The organism is Streptomyces sp. LMG1-1-1.1, assembly GCF_040815545.1.
In the GTDB taxonomy this organism is placed as follows: domain Bacteria; phylum Actinomycetota; class Actinomycetes; order Streptomycetales; family Streptomycetaceae; genus Streptomyces.
The window spans coordinates 112,459-128,112 of the sequence record NZ_JBFPNH010000025.1 but is presented as its reverse complement, the minus strand read 5'-3'; the positions used below and the strand labels follow the sequence as shown (position 1 = coordinate 128,112).

Annotated in this window: 12 protein-coding genes; 8 read left to right on the top strand and 4 right to left on the bottom strand. The window is 73.8% G+C overall.

Annotation, left to right across the window (positions count from 1 at the left end):
• Positions 1-143 precede the first annotated feature (143 nt).
• On the bottom strand, positions 144-524 hold the full coding sequence (locus MRBLMG1_RS15125) for an antitoxin (RefSeq protein WP_367824512.1): 381 nt from the start codon (positions 522-524) through the stop codon (positions 144-146).
• Positions 525-595: 71 nt separating this feature from the next.
• A complete protein-coding gene (locus MRBLMG1_RS15120; protein ID WP_367824511.1) occupies positions 596-895 on the bottom strand; it encodes a hypothetical protein in 300 nt (99 codons plus the stop codon).
• Between the two features lie 140 nt (positions 896-1,035).
• Here MRBLMG1_RS15120 and miaA point away from each other — a divergent pair, with 140 nt between their 5' ends.
• From miaA to hflX, 6 genes are all read left to right on the top strand, one after another.
• The gene (gene miaA, locus MRBLMG1_RS15115) at positions 1,036-1,974 is read left to right on the top strand and encodes a tRNA (adenosine(37)-N6)-dimethylallyltransferase MiaA (RefSeq protein ID WP_367824510.1); all 939 of its coding nucleotides are present in this window, start codon (positions 1,036-1,038) and stop codon (positions 1,972-1,974) included.
• Between the two features lie 108 nt (positions 1,975-2,082).
• Positions 2,083-2,595 (top strand): hypothetical protein, encoded by a 513-nt coding sequence (locus MRBLMG1_RS15110; RefSeq protein ID WP_367824516.1) that lies wholly within the window; start codon positions 2,083-2,085, stop codon positions 2,593-2,595.
• Between the two features lie 162 nt (positions 2,596-2,757).
• Entirely contained in the window at positions 2,758-3,666 is a 909-nt protein-coding gene (dapF, locus tag MRBLMG1_RS15105) for a diaminopimelate epimerase (RefSeq protein WP_367824509.1), read from the top strand.
• 140 nt (positions 3,667-3,806) lie between these two features.
• Entirely contained in the window at positions 3,807-6,044 is a 2,238-nt protein-coding gene (locus MRBLMG1_RS15100) for a RelA/SpoT family protein (RefSeq protein WP_367824508.1), read from the top strand.
• A gap of 128 nt (positions 6,045-6,172) precedes the next feature.
• Positions 6,173-7,663: a M1 family metallopeptidase gene (locus tag MRBLMG1_RS15095; RefSeq protein WP_367824507.1), complete on the top strand. Its 1,491-nt coding sequence runs from the start codon at positions 6,173-6,175 to the stop codon at positions 7,661-7,663.
• Positions 7,664-7,787: 124 nt separating this feature from the next.
• Positions 7,788-9,281 carry a GTPase HflX gene (gene hflX, locus MRBLMG1_RS15090; RefSeq protein WP_367824506.1) on the top strand — a complete coding sequence of 498 codons (1,494 nt, stop codon included), beginning with the start codon at positions 7,788-7,790 and terminating at the stop codon, positions 9,279-9,281.
• Positions 9,282-9,368: 87 nt separating this feature from the next.
• On the opposite strand, the gene MRBLMG1_RS15085 is transcribed toward hflX, so the two are convergent.
• Positions 9,369-10,535, bottom strand: coding sequence for a trypsin-like serine peptidase (locus MRBLMG1_RS15085; protein WP_367824505.1), 1,167 nt, complete (start codon positions 10,533-10,535; stop codon positions 9,369-9,371).
• 126 nt (positions 10,536-10,661) lie between these two features.
• A complete protein-coding gene (locus tag MRBLMG1_RS15080; protein ID WP_367824504.1) occupies positions 10,662-11,837 on the bottom strand; it encodes a trypsin-like serine peptidase in 1,176 nt (391 codons plus the stop codon).
• 328 nt (positions 11,838-12,165) lie between these two features.
• Here MRBLMG1_RS15080 and MRBLMG1_RS15075 point away from each other — a divergent pair, with 328 nt between their 5' ends.
• Positions 12,166-13,608 carry a diaminobutyrate--2-oxoglutarate transaminase gene (locus tag MRBLMG1_RS15075; RefSeq protein WP_367824503.1) on the top strand — a complete coding sequence of 481 codons (1,443 nt, stop codon included), beginning with the start codon at positions 12,166-12,168 and terminating at the stop codon, positions 13,606-13,608.
• Positions 13,609-13,646: 38 nt separating this feature from the next.
• Entirely contained in the window at positions 13,647-15,542 is a 1,896-nt protein-coding gene (locus MRBLMG1_RS15070; protein ID WP_367824502.1) for an IucA/IucC family protein, read from the top strand.
• The last annotated feature ends 112 nt before the right edge of the window (positions 15,543-15,654 follow it).

Here is a 15,654-nt window from a genome sequence, read left to right as displayed (position 1 = left end):
CCGTCCGCCGTCCGCCGTCCGCCGTCCGCCGTCCGCCGTCCGCCGTCCGCCGTCCGCCGTCCGCCGTCCGCCGTCCGCCGTCCGCCGTCCGCCGTCCGCCGTGCGGAGGTGCGGGTGGGTGACGGGTGGGCGACGCCGGCCCGTCAGGCTGTGGGCGGGGGCGGCGTCGTGCCACTGCCGGTGGGCGGGGGCGGGTTCGTGCCACTGCCGGTGGGCGGGGGCGGGTTCGTGCCACTGCCGGTGGGCGGGGGCGGCGTCGCGCCACCGCCGGCGGGCGGCGGCGGGGTCGTGCCACCGCTCGCGGGCGTGCCGTCGTCCTTGTGGCCCATCCGGTCGATGGCGCCCTTCGCCTTGTCCGTCCCGGAGTGGATCTTGTCGCTGTACTTGCCCTTGGTCTTCTCGTCGACGAGCCTCGCGGCCTTGTCCAGGCCGTGGTCGATCTTCTCCCCGTGCTGCTGCGCGAGGTCCGCGACCTTGCCCTTGGCGGGGCCGAGCTTGGCCTTCAACGAATCCAGGAGACCCATGGGGCACCTTCCCTCCGCGGACCCCCCGGGGGGTCCGTGTTCCGTGTCCTGCCCCCAGGACCCCCGGGGGCCTACCGACGGGCGCCTTCGCCCGTTTCGTTGTCCGCGGCGGCCTCCGCCGACTGCTGCTTCGGGATCTCCACCTCGCCGGCGACGGCTGCCGCCGCCTCCGGCCCGTCCGCGTCACCGGCCTCCGCGCCCGCGGCCTCGTCATCCGCCGACGCCGTCAGGGCCTCGACGGCGTCCGACGCCCCGGCCCCGGCGTCGGAGTCCGCGGCCTCGTCCCGCATCGGAGCGACGGTCCCGGTTTCCTCCGGCGAGGCCTCGGCCACATCCTGCTTCTTCCGGCGAAACATTGCCAAAAGGCTCATATTCACTCCATAGCGTACTCGGGTGGGAGGGGCCCCGCGGTGACCGACGGGCGGAACCACGCAACAGGCAACGAAGCCCGGAGCGGGCCCGTCACGTAGCTCATTCGGGGACGGGCCGTGAGGTTTGCGAGACTGTGGCAGTGAGAAGCGCAGCTCCCGCCCCGCGGGTCATCGCCGTCGTCGGTCCGACAGCGGCCGGAAAGTCCGATCTGGGTGTCTTCCTGGCCCAGCAGCTCGGTGGCGAGGTCGTCAACGCCGACTCGATGCAGCTGTACCGGGGGATGGACATCGGGACCGCCAAACTGACGACCGAGGAACGCGGCGGCGTCCCGCACCACCTCCTCGACATCTGGGACGTGACCGAGGCCGCCAGCGTCGCCGAATACCAGCGCCTCGCCCGCGCCGAGATCGACCGGCTGCTCGCCGCCGGCCGCACCCCGGTCCTCGTCGGCGGCTCGGGGCTGTACGTACGGGGGGCCGTCGACGCCCTGGAGTTCCCCGGCACCGACCCCGCCGTACGGGCCCGCCTGGAGGCCGAACTCGGCGAGAGCGGCTCCGGCGTCCTGCACGCCCGGCTCGCCGCCGCCGACCCCGACGCGGCCCGCGCGATCCTGCCCAGCAACGGCCGCCGCATCGTCCGGGCCCTCGAGGTGATCGAGATCACCGGCAAGCCCTTCACCGCCAACCTCCCGGGCCCCGACTCCGTCTACGACACCGTCCAGATCGGTGTCGACGTGGCCCGTCCCGAGCTGGACGAGCGGATCGCCACCCGCGTGGACCGCATGTGGGAGGCCGGCCTCGTCGACGAGGTGCGCGCCCTGGAGGCACGGGGGCTGCGCGAGGGCCGCACGGCCGCCCGCGCCCTCGGCTACCAGCAGGTCCTCGCGGCCCTCGCGGGGGAGTGCACCGAGGACGAGGCCAGGGCCGAGACCGTCCGCGCGACCAAGCGCTTCGCCCGCCGGCAGGACTCGTGGTTCCGTCGCGACCCGCGGGTCCACTGGCTCAGCGGGGCCGCGGATCACCGCGGGGAACTCCCGCGGGAGGCGCTGTCGTTGGTCGAACGAGCGGTTACAGCCTGATCACGTGATGGCATCGGGACGCCCTGCCCGTCATTCCGGCGGTCAGGAGCGTGCCATCATCGAGCATCGATCGACCAAGTGGAGTCCGAGTGGGGAGGGCGCGTGGCGATGGAGGCCGGCCCTCGCGACAGAGAACAGCACGACGCGGCCCTGGACGACCCGACGGCGGACGCCGCGGGTGACGCCCCGGGTCACCCGACGGACGACGCTCCGATCGGTGTGTCGGGGCTGACCCCCGACGGTCCCGACGACGCGGTGGGCAGCTCCGTCGAGGTGGACGCCGACGAGGTCGAGGTCGAACTCCGCCCCCAGCGGCGGCTGCGGATCTGGCAGCTCGCCCCGATCGTCGCCCTGGCCGCCCTCGGTTCGCTGATGTTCGCCTTCCCGCTCGCCTTCGGGTCGGGCGACGGCGGCGCCGTCGTCGCCATGCTCGGACTGCTCATCAGTTCCTGCGCGGCCGGCTGGGGCATGATGGCCGCCCGCAAGGTCGGCTACACCTGGCCCGGACTCCCGCAGCGCGGCTCCGGCGAGCGCCCCGACTGGCGCGTGCTCGCCCTGTACGTCACCACCATCGCCGCCCTCGTCGCCCTCGCCGTCTGGCGCGTCGCCCGCCTCCGCTGACCGCGCAGCCCGCTCCGACCGCGCGCAGCCCGCTCCGACCACGGAGGCCCCGCGCCGCCTACCACGTCTGCGGTCGGGGCCGGACGGACGCCCCTCATCGCCACCGGCCCGGCCCGTGGACGCCCGGGCGGTCCGTCGGACCCGCCCCGTACAGTTGATCTCGTGACCAGCACGCAGACCCCGCAGCCCCCCGCCCTCCGGTACCTGAAGGGCCACGGCACCGAGAACGACTTCGTGATCGTCCCCGACGCGGAGAACACCGTCGACCTGCCCCCCGCGGCCGTCGCGCGGCTCTGCGACCGCCGGGCCGGCATCGGCGCGGACGGCGTGCTGCACGTCGTGCGCAGCGCCGCCCATCCCGAGGCGCGGCACCTGGCCGACGAGGCCGAGTGGTTCATGGACTACCGGAACGCCGACGGCTCGGTCGCCGAGATGTGCGGCAACGGGGTCCGGGTCTTCGCCCGCTACCTGGAGCACGCCGGCCACGTCACCGCCGGCGAGGTGGCCGTCGCCACCCGCGGCGGGATCAAGCGCGTGCACCTGGCCAAGGACGGCGCCGTGACCGTCTCCATGGGGCGCGCGACGCTGCCCGATGACGGGGTCACCGTCACCGTCGACGGCCGCAGCTGGCCCGCGCGGAACGTGAACATGGGCAACCCGCACGCGGTCGCCTTCGTCGAGGACCTCGACCACGCCGGCAACCTCTACTCGGAGCCGCCGTACGAGCCGGCCGCCGTCTACCCGGACGGGGTGAACATCGAGTTCGTCGTCGACCGCGGCCCCCGCCACGTCGCCATGCGGGTCCACGAGCGCGGCGCCGCCGAGACCCGCTCCTGCGGCACCGGCGCGTGCGCCGTCGCCGTCGCCACCGCCCGCCGGGACGGCGCCGACCCCGCCGAGACCGGCACCCCCGTCACGTACACCGTCGACGTGCTCGGCGGCACCCTGGTCATCACGGAGCACCCCGACGGCGGCGTCGACATGACCGGTCCCGCCGTGATCGTCGCCGAGGGCACCCTCGACCCGGCGTGGTGGGCCGCGTCCGGTGGAATCGAAACTGTCAACGACTGATGTGTCGCTCGAATGGGTGATCCGATTCACGCTGAGCGAGAGCGTGACTGCGCCGCGTGGTGGGGTCGGTAGCATCAAGCACCGGCCCCCAGGGCACGCCTGGCCCGCCCACCGCCGGTCCACGTCGCCGGAGGTGCCCCATGAGCGCAGAGGCCACCCAACCCGTGAGCGCGGCGGACGCCGCCGTCACCGACACGAACGTCCGCAGACGCGGACGGGCCCGGATCGACCTGCGCCGGCTCGGCCGGGCCGCCTTGCTCGGCGCCACCGCGGGACCGGCGCCCCGTGACCGGCTGCCCGACGCCATCAGCCACGTGGCGGAGGCGCACCGCGCCCACCATCCCGACGCCGACCTCTCGGTGCTGCGCCGGGCGTACGTCCTCGCCGAGTCCTCGCACCGCGGCCAGTTCCGCAAGAGCGGCGAGCCGTACATCACCCATCCGCTCGCGGTGACGCTGATCCTCGCCGAGCTCGGCGCGGAGACGACCACCCTGACGGCCTCCCTCCTCCACGACACCGTCGAGGACACCGACGTGACGCTGGACCAGGTGAGCCGGGAGTTCGGCGCCGAGGTCGCCTACCTCGTCGACGGCGTCACCAAGGTGGAGAAGATCGACTACGGCGCCGCCGCCGAACCCGAGACCTTCCGCAAGATGCTCGTCGCCACCGGCAACGACGTCCGGGTCATGTCGATCAAACTCGCGGACCGGCTCCACAACATGCGCACCCTCGGCGTGATGCGGCCCGAGAAACAGGCCAGGATCGCCAAGGTCACCCGGGACGTCCTCATCCCGCTGGCCGAGCGGCTCGGGGTCCAGGCCCTCAAGACCGAGCTGGAGGACCTCGTCTTCTCCATCCTCCACCCCGAGGAGTACGAGACCACCCGCGCGCTCGTCACCGGCCACCCGGAGGCCGGCGACGCCCTCGGCGCCGTCGCCGAGCAGGTCTCCGCCGTCCTGCGCGAGGCGGGCGTCGGCGCCGAAGTCCTCGTCCGCCCGCGCCACTTCGTCTCCGTGCACCGGGTCCGCCTCAAGCGCGGCGAGCTGCGGGGCTGCGACTTCGGGCGGCTGCTCGTCCTCGTCGCCGAGGACGCCGACTGCTACGCGGTCCTCGGCGAGCTCCACACCTGCTTCACCCCGGTGGTCTCGGAGTTCAAGGACTTCATCGCGGCCCCCAAGTTCAACCTGTACCAGTCCCTGCACACGGCGGTCGCCGCCCCCGACGGCGCCGTGGCCGAGGTCCTGATCCGGACCCACCGGATGCACAAGGTCGCGGAGGCCGGGGTCGTCGCCCTCGGCAACCCGCACGTCGGCCAGGAGGCGGCCGAGCCGCAGGACCCGGCCGACCGGCAGGACGCCACCGCACCGCCGCCCGCCGTCGGCGCCCAGCCGCCGCACGCCTCCGCCCGGCCCGACGGCACCGCCTCCCGGGCCGAGGACGGCGAGCGCGTCGACCCCACCCGCCCCGGCTGGCTCTCCCGGCTCCTCGACTGGCAGCAGGCCGCGCCCGACCCGGACACCTTCTGGTCCTCGCTCCGCGCGGACCTCGCCGAGGACGACGAGATCACCGTCTTCCGCGCCGACGGCGGGACCCTGAAGCTCCCCGCCGGGGCCAGCTGCGTCGACGCCGCCTACGCGCAGCACGGCGAAGCCGCCCACGGCTGCCTCGGCGCCCGCGTCAACGGCCGCCTCGCGCCGCTCGGCACCGTGCTCGGCGACGGGGACACCGTCCAGCCGCTGCTCGCCCAGGACGCCGTGTCCGGGCCGTCGCCCGAGTGGCTCGACCACGCCCGTACCCCGGCCGCGCGGATCGCGATCACCGGCTGGCTCGCGGCCCACCCCGAGGCCGCCGCGCCCCCGGCCGAGACCGGCCCGCGGCCGCAGGTCAGCGTCACCGCCGACCGCCGTTCCGGCGCCGAACTCCACGCCGACCTGGAGGGCGAGCCGGCGGCCGTCCGCCCGGCCGGCTGCTGCACCCCCGTACCCCCCGACGAGATCACCGGCTTCCGGGTCCGCGGCGGATCGGTCACCGCCCACCGGGCGCGCTGCGCCGCCGTCGACGCCATGCGCGGACTGGGCCGCGAACCCGTCGCCGTCCGCTGGGGCGACACCGCCCAGGGCCGGGTCACCCTCGTCGCCGAGTCCTTCGGCCGGCCGGGGCTGCTCGCCGACCTCACCGAGGCCATCGCCACCGCCGGCGCCGCCGTGGTCTCCGCGACCGTCGAGCCGCCCAGCGAGCAGCGGGTCCGCCACACGTACACGCTCGACCTCCCCGACGCGGCCGGGCTCCCCGCCCTCATGCGGGCGATGCGGGACGTGCCGGGGGTGTACGACGTGAGCCGCGCCCGCCGGGGGACGTCCGCGTCGCGCCGGGCCTGACGCGTACGGCGTCCGGCGCGGCCGCCGTGAGGCCGTGACCCCTTCGGGTGGCGGGCGAGCGCGCCGCCCGGGGGAGCGGCGACTCCCCTGGTAGCCGTAGGGCCAGTCCTCCGGAAAGGCCCTGGCCCATGCCGCTCGTCCGAACCCCCCTGCCCCGCGCGCGGTGGCTCCGCTCCGCCGTCCTGGTCGCCGCCTCCGCCGGGCTCGTCGCCGCCGCGCTGCCCGCGCCGCCGCCGCTCGGCATCGGCGACCCGCTCTTCCCGCACTTGGGCAACCCCGGCTACGACGTCCTCGCCTACCACCTCGACGTCACCTACCCCGGGGTGAACACCAAGCCGCTCGCCGGGGTGACCAGGATCGACGCGCTCGCCACCGACGACCTGGAGCGGCTCAACCTCGACTTCACCCACGGCACGGTCTCCGCCGTCACCGTCGACGGACTGCCCGCCGCGTTCACGAGCAGCGGCGAGGACCTGGTCGTCACCCCCGCCGTGTCCATCGACGCCGGCGAGGCCGTCGAGATCACGGTCACCCACACCAGCGACCCGACCGGTCCCGCCGACACCGGCGGCTGGGTCCGCACCGGCGACGGCCTCGCCATGGCCAACCAGGCCGACGCCGCCCACCGGGTCTTCCCGTCCAACGACCACCCGGCCGACAAGGCGTACTTCACCTTCCGGGTCACCGCCCCCAGCGACCTGACCGTCGTCGCCAACGGTCTGCCCGAGGGGCGCGCCGACCACGGGGCCACCACCACCTGGACGTACCGCACCCGCCACCCCATGGCCACGGAACTCGCCCAGATCTCCATCGGCCGCTCCACCGTCGTGCACCGCGACGGGCCGCACGGGCTGCCCGTCCGGGACGTGGTGAACACCGCGGACCGGCAGCTGATGGAGCCCTGGCTCCGCCGGACCCCGGGGCACCTGGAATGGATGGAACGGCAGGTCGGCGCGTACCCCTTCGAGACGTACGGCGTGCTCGTCGCCGACGCCGACACGGGGTTCGAGCTGGAGACCCAGACCCTCTCGCTCTTCGAGCGCGGCCTCTTCACGGAACCGGCCTACCCGGAGTGGTACGTCGACGCGGTCATGGTCCACGAGCTGGCCCACCAGTGGTTCGGCGACAGCGTCTCCCCCCGGACCTGGTCCGACCTGTGGCTCAACGAGGGGCACGCCAGCTGGTACGAGGCCTTGTACGCCGAGGACACCGCCGGCAAGTCCCTGGAGCGGCGGATGAAGGCGGCCTACGTGGCCTCCGACGGGTGGCGCGCGGACGGCGGCCCGCCCGCCGCACCGGAGCCCCCCTCGCCCGGCCACAAGATCAGCCTCTTCCGGCCCGTCGTCTACGACGGCAGCGCCCTCGTCCTCTACGCGCTCCGCCAGGAGATCGGCACCGACGCCTTCCGGCGCCTGGAGCGCCGCTGGGTCGCCGACCACCGGGACGGCACCGCCACCACCGCCGACTTCACGGCCCTCGCCGGCGAGATCGCCGGCCGGGACCTCACCGCCTTCTTCCGGGGCTGGTTGTACGCGGCGAAGACCCCGGCGATGCCCGGGCACCCGGACTGGCGCAGCCGCCCGGCCGTTGCCGGCCGGACCGCCCCGAAACCCGGGTGACGGCCCCGCCCGGGCCGTGCCACCATCTTCAGGTCGGCGGCGCGGCCGGCCCGGGAATCTTCCGGAGCCCCCACGCGTTGCCACGGACACAGACCCACATCGCCTCATTCGACGTAAGGATCCAATGACCTCCTCTTCTTCCCCTTCCCAGGACGAGCAGAGCTTCGCGGAGACGAGCCGTACCGAGAGCCTTCGGGCCGATGCCCTGATGGAAGAGGACGTCGCCTGGAGCCACGACATCGACGGAGCGCGGGACGGCGACCAGCTCGACCGCTCCGAGCGCGCGGCCCTGCGCCGCGTCGCCGGCCTCTCCACCGAGCTCGAGGACGTCACCGAGGTCGAGTACCGCCAGCTGCGCCTGGAGCGCGTCGTGCTGGTCGGTGTGTGGACCTCGGGGACGGTGCAGGACGCGGAGAACTCCCTCGCGGAGCTCGCCGCCCTCGCCGAGACGGCGGGCGCCCTCGTGCTCGACGGCGTGATCCAGCGCCGCGACAAGCCGGACCCGGCCACCTTCATCGGCTCGGGCAAGGCGCGCGAACTGCGCGACATCGTCATCGAGACCGGCGCCGACACCGTCGTCTGCGACGGCGAGCTCAGCCCCGGCCAGCTCATCGCCCTCGAAGACGTCGTCAAGGTGAAGGTGGTCGACCGGACCGCCCTCATCCTCGACATCTTCGCCCAGCACGCCAAGTCCCGAGAGGGCAAGGCCCAGGTCGCGCTCGCGCAGATGCAGTACATGCTGCCGCGACTGCGCGGCTGGGGTCAGTCGCTCTCCCGGCAGATGGGTGGCGGCGGCGGTGGCGGCATGGCCACGCGTGGTCCCGGTGAGACCAAGATCGAGACCGACCGGCGCCGCATCCGCGAGAAGATGGCGAAGATGCGCCGGGAGATCGCGGAGATGAAGACCGGCCGCGACATCAAGCGGCAGGAGCGCCGCCGCAACAAGGTGCCGTCGGTCGCCATCGCCGGATACACCAACGCCGGCAAGTCCTCCCTGCTCAACCGGCTCACCGGGGCGGGCGTGCTGGTGGAGAACGCACTGTTCGCCACCCTCGACCCGACCGTGCGCCGGGCCGAGACGCCCACCGGCCGGGTCTACACCCTGGCCGACACGGTCGGCTTCGTCCGGCACCTGCCGCACCACCTGGTCGAGGCGTTCCGCTCCACCATGGAGGAGGTCGCCGAGTCCGACCTCATCCTGCACGTGGTGGACGGCTCGCACCCGGCGCCCGAGGAGCAGCTGGCCGCCGTGCGCGAGGTCTTCCGGGACGTCGGCGCGGTGAACGTGCCGGAGATCGTCATCATCAACAAGGCGGACGCGGCCGACCCGCTGGTGCTCCAGCGGCTGCTGCGGATGGAGAAGCACTCCCTCGTCGTCTCGGCCCGTTCGGGCCAGGGCATCGAGGAGCTGCTCGCGCTCATCGACGCCGAACTGCCCCGCCCGCAGGTCGCGCTCGAGGTCCTCGTGCCGTACACGCACGGAGGCCTCGTCTCCCGGGTGCACGCCGAGGGTGAGGTGGAATCCGAGGAGCACACCCCGGAGGGCACCCTGCTCAAGGCCCGGGTGCACGAGGAGCTGGCGGCGCTGCTCGCGCCGTTCGTCCCCGCCGCGCACTGACCCGCCGCAGCACCACGCAGAGGGCGCTGTCCGCCTCCCCGCCGGGGGAGGAGGACAGCGCCCTCTGTCATGGTGCCGTCGGTCGGGTCAGCGGGCGAACTTCTTGCTGACCATCTCGTGGGCCGCCTTGGCGCCCTTGCCCAGCTGCGGGCCGGCGAGCCAGCCGTTGCCGCCGGCCGGGCCGATCGAGGTGTTCGACACGAGCGCCGTCTTGCCGTTCGGCAGGACGCGGAACCAGCCGCCGCCCGAGGAACCGCCGGTCATCGTGCAGCCGATCCGGTACATCGTCGGCGTGGCCGGAGCCGTGGTGAGCCGGGTCGCCCGGTCCAGGCACTTGTGCATGATCATGCCGTTGTACGGCGGAGCCGCCGGGTAACCCCAGGCGCCCACCGTCCCGGACTGCGCGGGCGTCGGCGCCGAGAAGTCGACGGGCAGCGCGGCCCCGACGGTCTCCTCCAGGGACTTGCCGCCCCGCTCCGGCTGCACGTGCAGCACGGCGTAGTCGTACGGCCAGGCCTGGTTGGTGCCGCCGCGCTGCAGCCACTCGCCCGAGGTCACGGCCCAGTCGGCCCAGTACTGGCCGTACGGGTAGATCTCGTGCGGCTGCGCGTTGTCGAGCGCCGCGGGGGACTTGCCCAGGTCGTTGAAGGCCGGGACGAAGGTGATGTTGCGGTACCAGCCGCCCTTCTGGCCCGCGTGGACGCAGTGGCCGGCCGTCCAGACCAGGTTCGACTTCCCGGGTCGGCGCGGGTCCTTCACGATCGTGCCGGAGCAGACCATGGAGCCCTGGGGCGAGTCGAAGAAGATCTTTCCGACCGGGGCCGCGTTGCGGTGGTACGGCGTCTTCTCGCGCTGCGCCTTGACGGGCCGCGGGGTCGGATCGCTGCCGCTGGTGCCGGCCTGGGCGGTGATCGTCGGGTCCGGGCTCTTCGCCGACTGCATGCGCGCCGGGTCCCAGAGGCCCTCGATCACCGGGTTGACGAAGTCCTCGGCCTCACGGAGCCAGGTCTCCTGGTCCCAGTTCTTCCACTCGCCGTCCTTCCACTTGTCCAGGTCGACGCCGTGCTTCTTGAGCTTGTCGGCGAGGTCCTTGGCCAGGTCGGCGCCGGCGTCGTCGCCGGCCGGTGCGGAGCTGCTCGCCCCGGCGGCCGGCTTGTCGGACGCCGGGGTCTCGGTGGGGCCGCAGGCCGTGGCGGTCAGCGCGAGCGCGGTGACCAGGCCGAGGGCGGCGGGTAGGACTCGTATGGAACGCATGGATGTATTCCCCGTTGGTGTCGCCATGTCGATGTTGCCATGGACGTGTCATGAGCGGTGCACAGTATGCCGGTCGGCCCGGACAGGGAGGAGGCGGGACCCGCGGGCCCCGCCTCCGTGCCGCGCCTACTGGCCGGCGTACTTCTTGCTGACCTCGTCGAAGACGGCCTTGGCCTCGGGTCCGAAGCGCGGACCCGCGAGCCACCCGGCCGTCGACGGGCCGATCGAGGTGTTCGACACCAGCGCCGGCTTGCCGTCGGCGCCCTGGGCGACCCAGCCGCCGCCGGACGAACCGCCGGTCATCGAGCAGCCGATCCGGTACATCGTCGGCTGCTCCGCCTTCAGCGACAGCCGGCCGGGCTTGTCCTGGCACTGGAACATCTTCTGGCCGTCGAACGGCGGCGCCGCCGGGTACCCGGTCGCCGTCAGGCTCTTGATCTTCGGCACCGCCGGCGCGTTGAACTCGACCGGAAGCGCCGAACCGACCGTCTCCTCCAGCGACTTGCCCGAGGCGCCCTTCTCCGGGGTCACCCGGATCACCGCGAAGTCGTACGGAGCGCCCGCGCCGCCCGTGGACGCGCCCTGCGAGATCCACTGGTCGGAGGTCTTGACCCAGTCCGCCCACCACACGCCGTACGGCGCGATCTGCTCCCGCGTCGCCTTCTCGAGGTCCGACGTCGGCAGCGCGGAGTCGTTGTACGAGGGTACGAAGGCGATGTTGCGGTACCAGCCGCCCTGCTTGCCCTTGTGCACGCAGTGCCCGGCCGTCCAGACCATGTTGGACTTGCCCGGGTGCGCCGGGTCCTTCACGACCGTGGCCGAGCAGACCATCGAACCCTCGGGGCCGTCGAAGAAGACCTTCCCGGACTCGGGCGCGTTGGCGTGGTACTTGGCATCCACGGCCCTCGCCCGCACCACGGTCGGAGTCGGGTCGGTGACACCCTTGTCGCCCGAGATGTCCTCCTCCTCGACCGGCTTGTCGGGGCGCTCGGCCTCCCGCATCCGGTCCGGGTCCCAGAGGTCCTCGATGATCGGGTTGACGAAGTCCTGGGCCTCACGCAGCCACTTGTCGCGGTCCCAGTTCTTCCACTCGCCGTCCCGCCACTTGTCGACGTCGATCCCGTGTTCCTTCAGACGCTCCTTCAGGTCCTCCGGAATCTTGATCTTGTCGGCCGGGTTCAGGCTCGCGGGCGCGCTGGGCTTGTCTCCCGCGTTCTCCTCGCTCGGCCCGCAGGCCGTAGCAGTGAGCGTCAGCGCCGCGACGGCGGAAGCCGCCATCAGCAGCGGGCGAATCGATCGCATCTCGTGATCCCCCTGGGACTACGTCAACTTGTCCTACGTGTGCGTGGTGAAGTGCGGCCGCACCCTCCCGGGCGCGACCGACGGCCCCCACTATGCCGGTGCCGGAGGGGACGGTACGCGCCTCGTGATCGGTTCCGGGCATCGCTCGGCCGTTGCCATGCCGTGATCCGGGACACGCCAAGTTCTTGCCCCCGGCCCGTGATCCCGGGCAGTTCCCGTCGTTGGTACGTACGGGGGACACAACGGTGGCGTTCGGGACGGTCTTTGAGGGTGACCCGACGCCGCCCCGATGTGCAACGCAACTGTTACCGCGGGAGGACACCGAGCCGTGGCCGTGACCGAATCAGCTCCGGCCGTACCACCGGCCGCCCGGGCGCACACCCCGACGGACCAAGGGGGCGGGTACGAAGGCATCCTGGGCCGCCAGACCCAACGCGAGTCCGCCGCGCGCACCTACGCGCGCTCCCTGCCGATCGTCCCGGTGCGGGCCAGGGGACTGACCATCGAGGGCGCCGACGGCCGCCGTTACCTGGACTGCCTCTCCGGCGCGGGAACGCTCGCCCTCGGCCACAACCACCCCGTGGTCCTCGAAGCCATCAAGAAGGTCCTCGACTCGGGCGCACCGCTCCACGTCCTCGACCTCGCCACCCCCGTGAAGGACGCCTTCACCTCCGAACTGTTCGCCACCCTGCCGGGCGAACTCGCCGGCGACGCCCGCATCCAGTTCTGCGGACCGGCCGGCACGGACGCCGTCGAGGCGGCCCTCAAACTCGTCCGCACCGCCACCGGTCGGCGCGGCCTCCTCGCCTTCACCGGCGCCTACCACGGCATGACGGCCGGCGCCCTCTCCGCCTCCGGCGGCGCGGACGACGTCCGGGTGACCCGGCTGCCCTACCCCCAGCGCTACCGCTGCCCCTTCGGCGTCGGCGGCGAACGCGGCGCCGAACTCTCCGCCCACTGGACCGAGAGCCTCCTCGACGACCCCAAGAGCGGCGTCACCACCCCCGCCGGAATGATCGTCGAGGCCGTCCAGGGCGAGGGCGGCGTCATCCCCGCCCCCGACGACTGGCTGCGCCGGATGCGCCGGATCACCTCCGACCGCTCCATCCCCCTCGTCGTCGACGAGGTCCAGACCGGCGTCGGCCGCACCGGCGCCTTCTGGGCCGTCGAGCACAGCGGCGTGGTGCCCGACGTCATGGTCCTCTCCAAGGCCATCGGCGGCTCCCTCCCCCTCGCCGTCATCGTCTACAGGTCCGAGCTCGACGCCTGGGAACCCGGCGCCCACGCGGGCACCTTCCGCGGCAACCAGCTCGCCATGGCCGCGGGCACGGCCACCCTCGCCTACGTCCGCGAGAACGGACTCGCCGAGCGGGCCGGCACCCTCGGCGCCCGCATCCTCGGCCGACTCCAGGGCCTCGCCGCCGCCCACCCCTGCGTCGGCGACGTCCGCGGCCGGGGCCTGATGATCGGCGTCGAACTCGTCGACCCCGACGCGGCGGGACCGGACGACGCCGTCCCGCCCGCAGCCCCCGCCCTGGCCCGCGCCGTCCAGCAGGAGTGCCTCGCCCGCGGCCTCATCGTCGAACTCGGCGGCCGGCACTCCGCCGTGGTCCGGCTCCTCCCCCCGCTCACCCTCACCGACGAGCAGGCCACCGCCGTCCTCGACCGCTTCGCCGACGCCCTGGCCGCGGCCGAACGGGCCCACACCCCCCACCCACCCGCCTCCCGCCAGGCCACGGCCCCCCGGACCGCCCCCGGGCCGTCCCACTGACCCGGACCGCCCCCGGCCCCACCCCAAGGAAGCCCCCCGTGAACGCCACGCCCACCTCCCCGGCTCCCGCGACCGAGGCGCCCCTCGACATCGAGGCACTCACCTCCGCGGCCCCGACCCCCACGGACCCCGAGCCCGCCGAGGAGCCCACCGTCCCCCGCCAGCACTCCGGACCGTACGACGACGCCGGGACGCAGCGCCCGGCCGTCACCGCCGACCCCCTGGACGACCCCGACGCGCACCGCGCCGCCGACATGGCCGGCGTCGAGAACCTCCTCCGCTGCTGGGTCCGGGAGAAGAACCTCCCCGCGCCCGCCGCCATGACCCTGCGCATCCCCCTCGACGCCAGCGGCACCGCCCTCCTCGTCCCCGTCCGCTACTGGTCGCCCACCGGCTGGCACCGCTTCGGCGCCCCCACCCTCGAAGGCCTCCCGGCCTCGGCGCCGACCGCCGACGCCGTCACCGTCGCCGCCCTTCTGAGCAGGGAGTCCGGCCGCCCCGAAGGCACCGAGCTGGTCGGCCGGGTCGCCGACTCCGCCCGCCGCACCGCCGACTTCCTCACCGAGCGCCGCCGCCGGCCCCAGCCGCACCCGGACGCCGACCTCTTCCTCGCGGCCGAGCAGTCCCTGCTGCTCGGCCACCCGCTCCACCCCACCCCCAAGAGCCGCGAAGGCCTCTCCGAGGCCGAGGCCCGGCTCTACTCACCGGAACTGCAGGGCGCCTTCCCGCTCCACTGGATGGCCGTCGACTCCTCCGTCCTCGCCTCCGACTCCGCCTGGACCGAACAGGGCCGGCCCGTCACCGCCGAGCAGCTCGCCGCCGCCCTCGCCGAGGGGATCACCCACCCGGCCGGCACCGCACCCCTGCCCCTGCACCCCTGGCAGGCCCGTGAACTCCTGCACCGCCCCGACGTCCGCGCCCTCGTCGACGCCGGCCTCCTGCACGACCTCGGCCTCCACGGCACCCCGTGGCACCCCACCTCCTCCGTCCGTACCGTGCACCGCCCCGGCGCCCGGGCCATGCTCAAGCTCTCCCTCGGCCTGCGCATCACCAACTCCCGCCGCGAGAACCTCCGCAAGGAGCTCCACCGCGGCGTCGAGGTCCACCGGCTGCTCCGCACCGGCCTCGTCGACGAGTGGCAGGCGGTCCACCCGGGCTTCGACATCGTCCGCGACCCCGCCTGGCTCGCCGTCGACGCTCCGGACGGAACCCCCGTGCCCGGACTCGACGTCATGATCCGCCACAACCCCTTCGGCCCCGGCGACGACGCCGTCTGCATCGCCTCGCTCACCACCCCCCGTCCCTGGCCCGGGAGCACCGCCATGCGCTCCCGGCTCGCCGATATCGTCGGCCGACTCGCCGCCCGCACCGGCCGACCCCTCACGGCCGTCGCCGCCGAGTGGTTCCTCCGCTACCTCGACCAGGTCGTCCGCCCCATCCTCTGGCTCGACGGTCACGCCGGCATCGCCCTCGAAGCCCACCAGCAGAACACCCTGGTCCTCCTCGACCCGGACGGCTGGCCGGTCGGCGGCCGCTACCGGGACAACCAGGGCTACTACTTCCGCGAGTCCCACCGCGCCGAACTGGAGAGCCGCCTCCCCGGCATCGGCGCCCGCAGCGACACCTTCGTCTCCGACCCGGTCACCGACGAACGCTTCGCCTACTACCTCGGCATCAACAACGTCCTCGGCCTCATCGGCGCCTTCGGCTCCCAGAACCTCGCCGACGAGCGCGTCCTGCTCGCCGCCTTCCGCAGCTTCCTCGCCTCCGCCACCGGCCTGGGCTCACCCCTGCCGCACCGGCTCCTGGAAGCCGCCACCCTGCGCAGCAAGGCCAACCTGCTCACCCGCCTGCACGGCCTGGACGAACTCGTCGGCCCGGTCGACACCCAGTCCGTCTACGTCACCGTCACCAACCCCCTCCGTACCGACTGAACACACCCCCCGCAGCCAGGCCCCGAACGCGGGACTCGCCCGCCCCCGCACGCGGGACCACCTGCCCGCACCCCTCCCGCACACAGGACGCCCACACAGGACGCCCACACAG

What these genes read in the sequence shown, in the direction of transcription:
- MRBLMG1_RS15095 (WP_367824507.1), top strand. Translation starts at nt 6,173, where the DNA reads ATGCCGCTCGTCCGAACCCCCCTGCCCCGCGCGCGGTGGCTCCGCTCC.
- MRBLMG1_RS15100 (WP_367824508.1), top strand. Translation starts at nt 3,807, where the DNA reads ATGAGCGCAGAGGCCACCCAACCCGTGAGCGCGGCGGACGCCGCCGTC.
- MRBLMG1_RS15080 (WP_367824504.1), bottom strand. Translation starts at nt 11,837, where the DNA reads ATGCGATCGATTCGCCCGCTGCTGATGGCGGCTTCCGCCGTCGCGGCG.
- MRBLMG1_RS15120 (WP_367824511.1), bottom strand. Translation starts at nt 895, where the DNA reads ATGAGCCTTTTGGCAATGTTTCGCCGGAAGAAGCAGGATGTGGCCGAG.
- hflX (WP_367824506.1), top strand. Translation starts at nt 7,788, where the DNA reads ATGACCTCCTCTTCTTCCCCTTCCCAGGACGAGCAGAGCTTCGCGGAG.
- MRBLMG1_RS15085 (WP_367824505.1), bottom strand. Translation starts at nt 10,535, where the DNA reads ATGCGTTCCATACGAGTCCTACCCGCCGCCCTCGGCCTGGTCACCGCG.
- MRBLMG1_RS15125 (WP_367824512.1), bottom strand. Translation starts at nt 524, where the DNA reads ATGGGTCTCCTGGATTCGTTGAAGGCCAAGCTCGGCCCCGCCAAGGGC.
- MRBLMG1_RS15110 (WP_367824516.1), top strand. Translation starts at nt 2,083, where the DNA reads ATGGAGGCCGGCCCTCGCGACAGAGAACAGCACGACGCGGCCCTGGAC.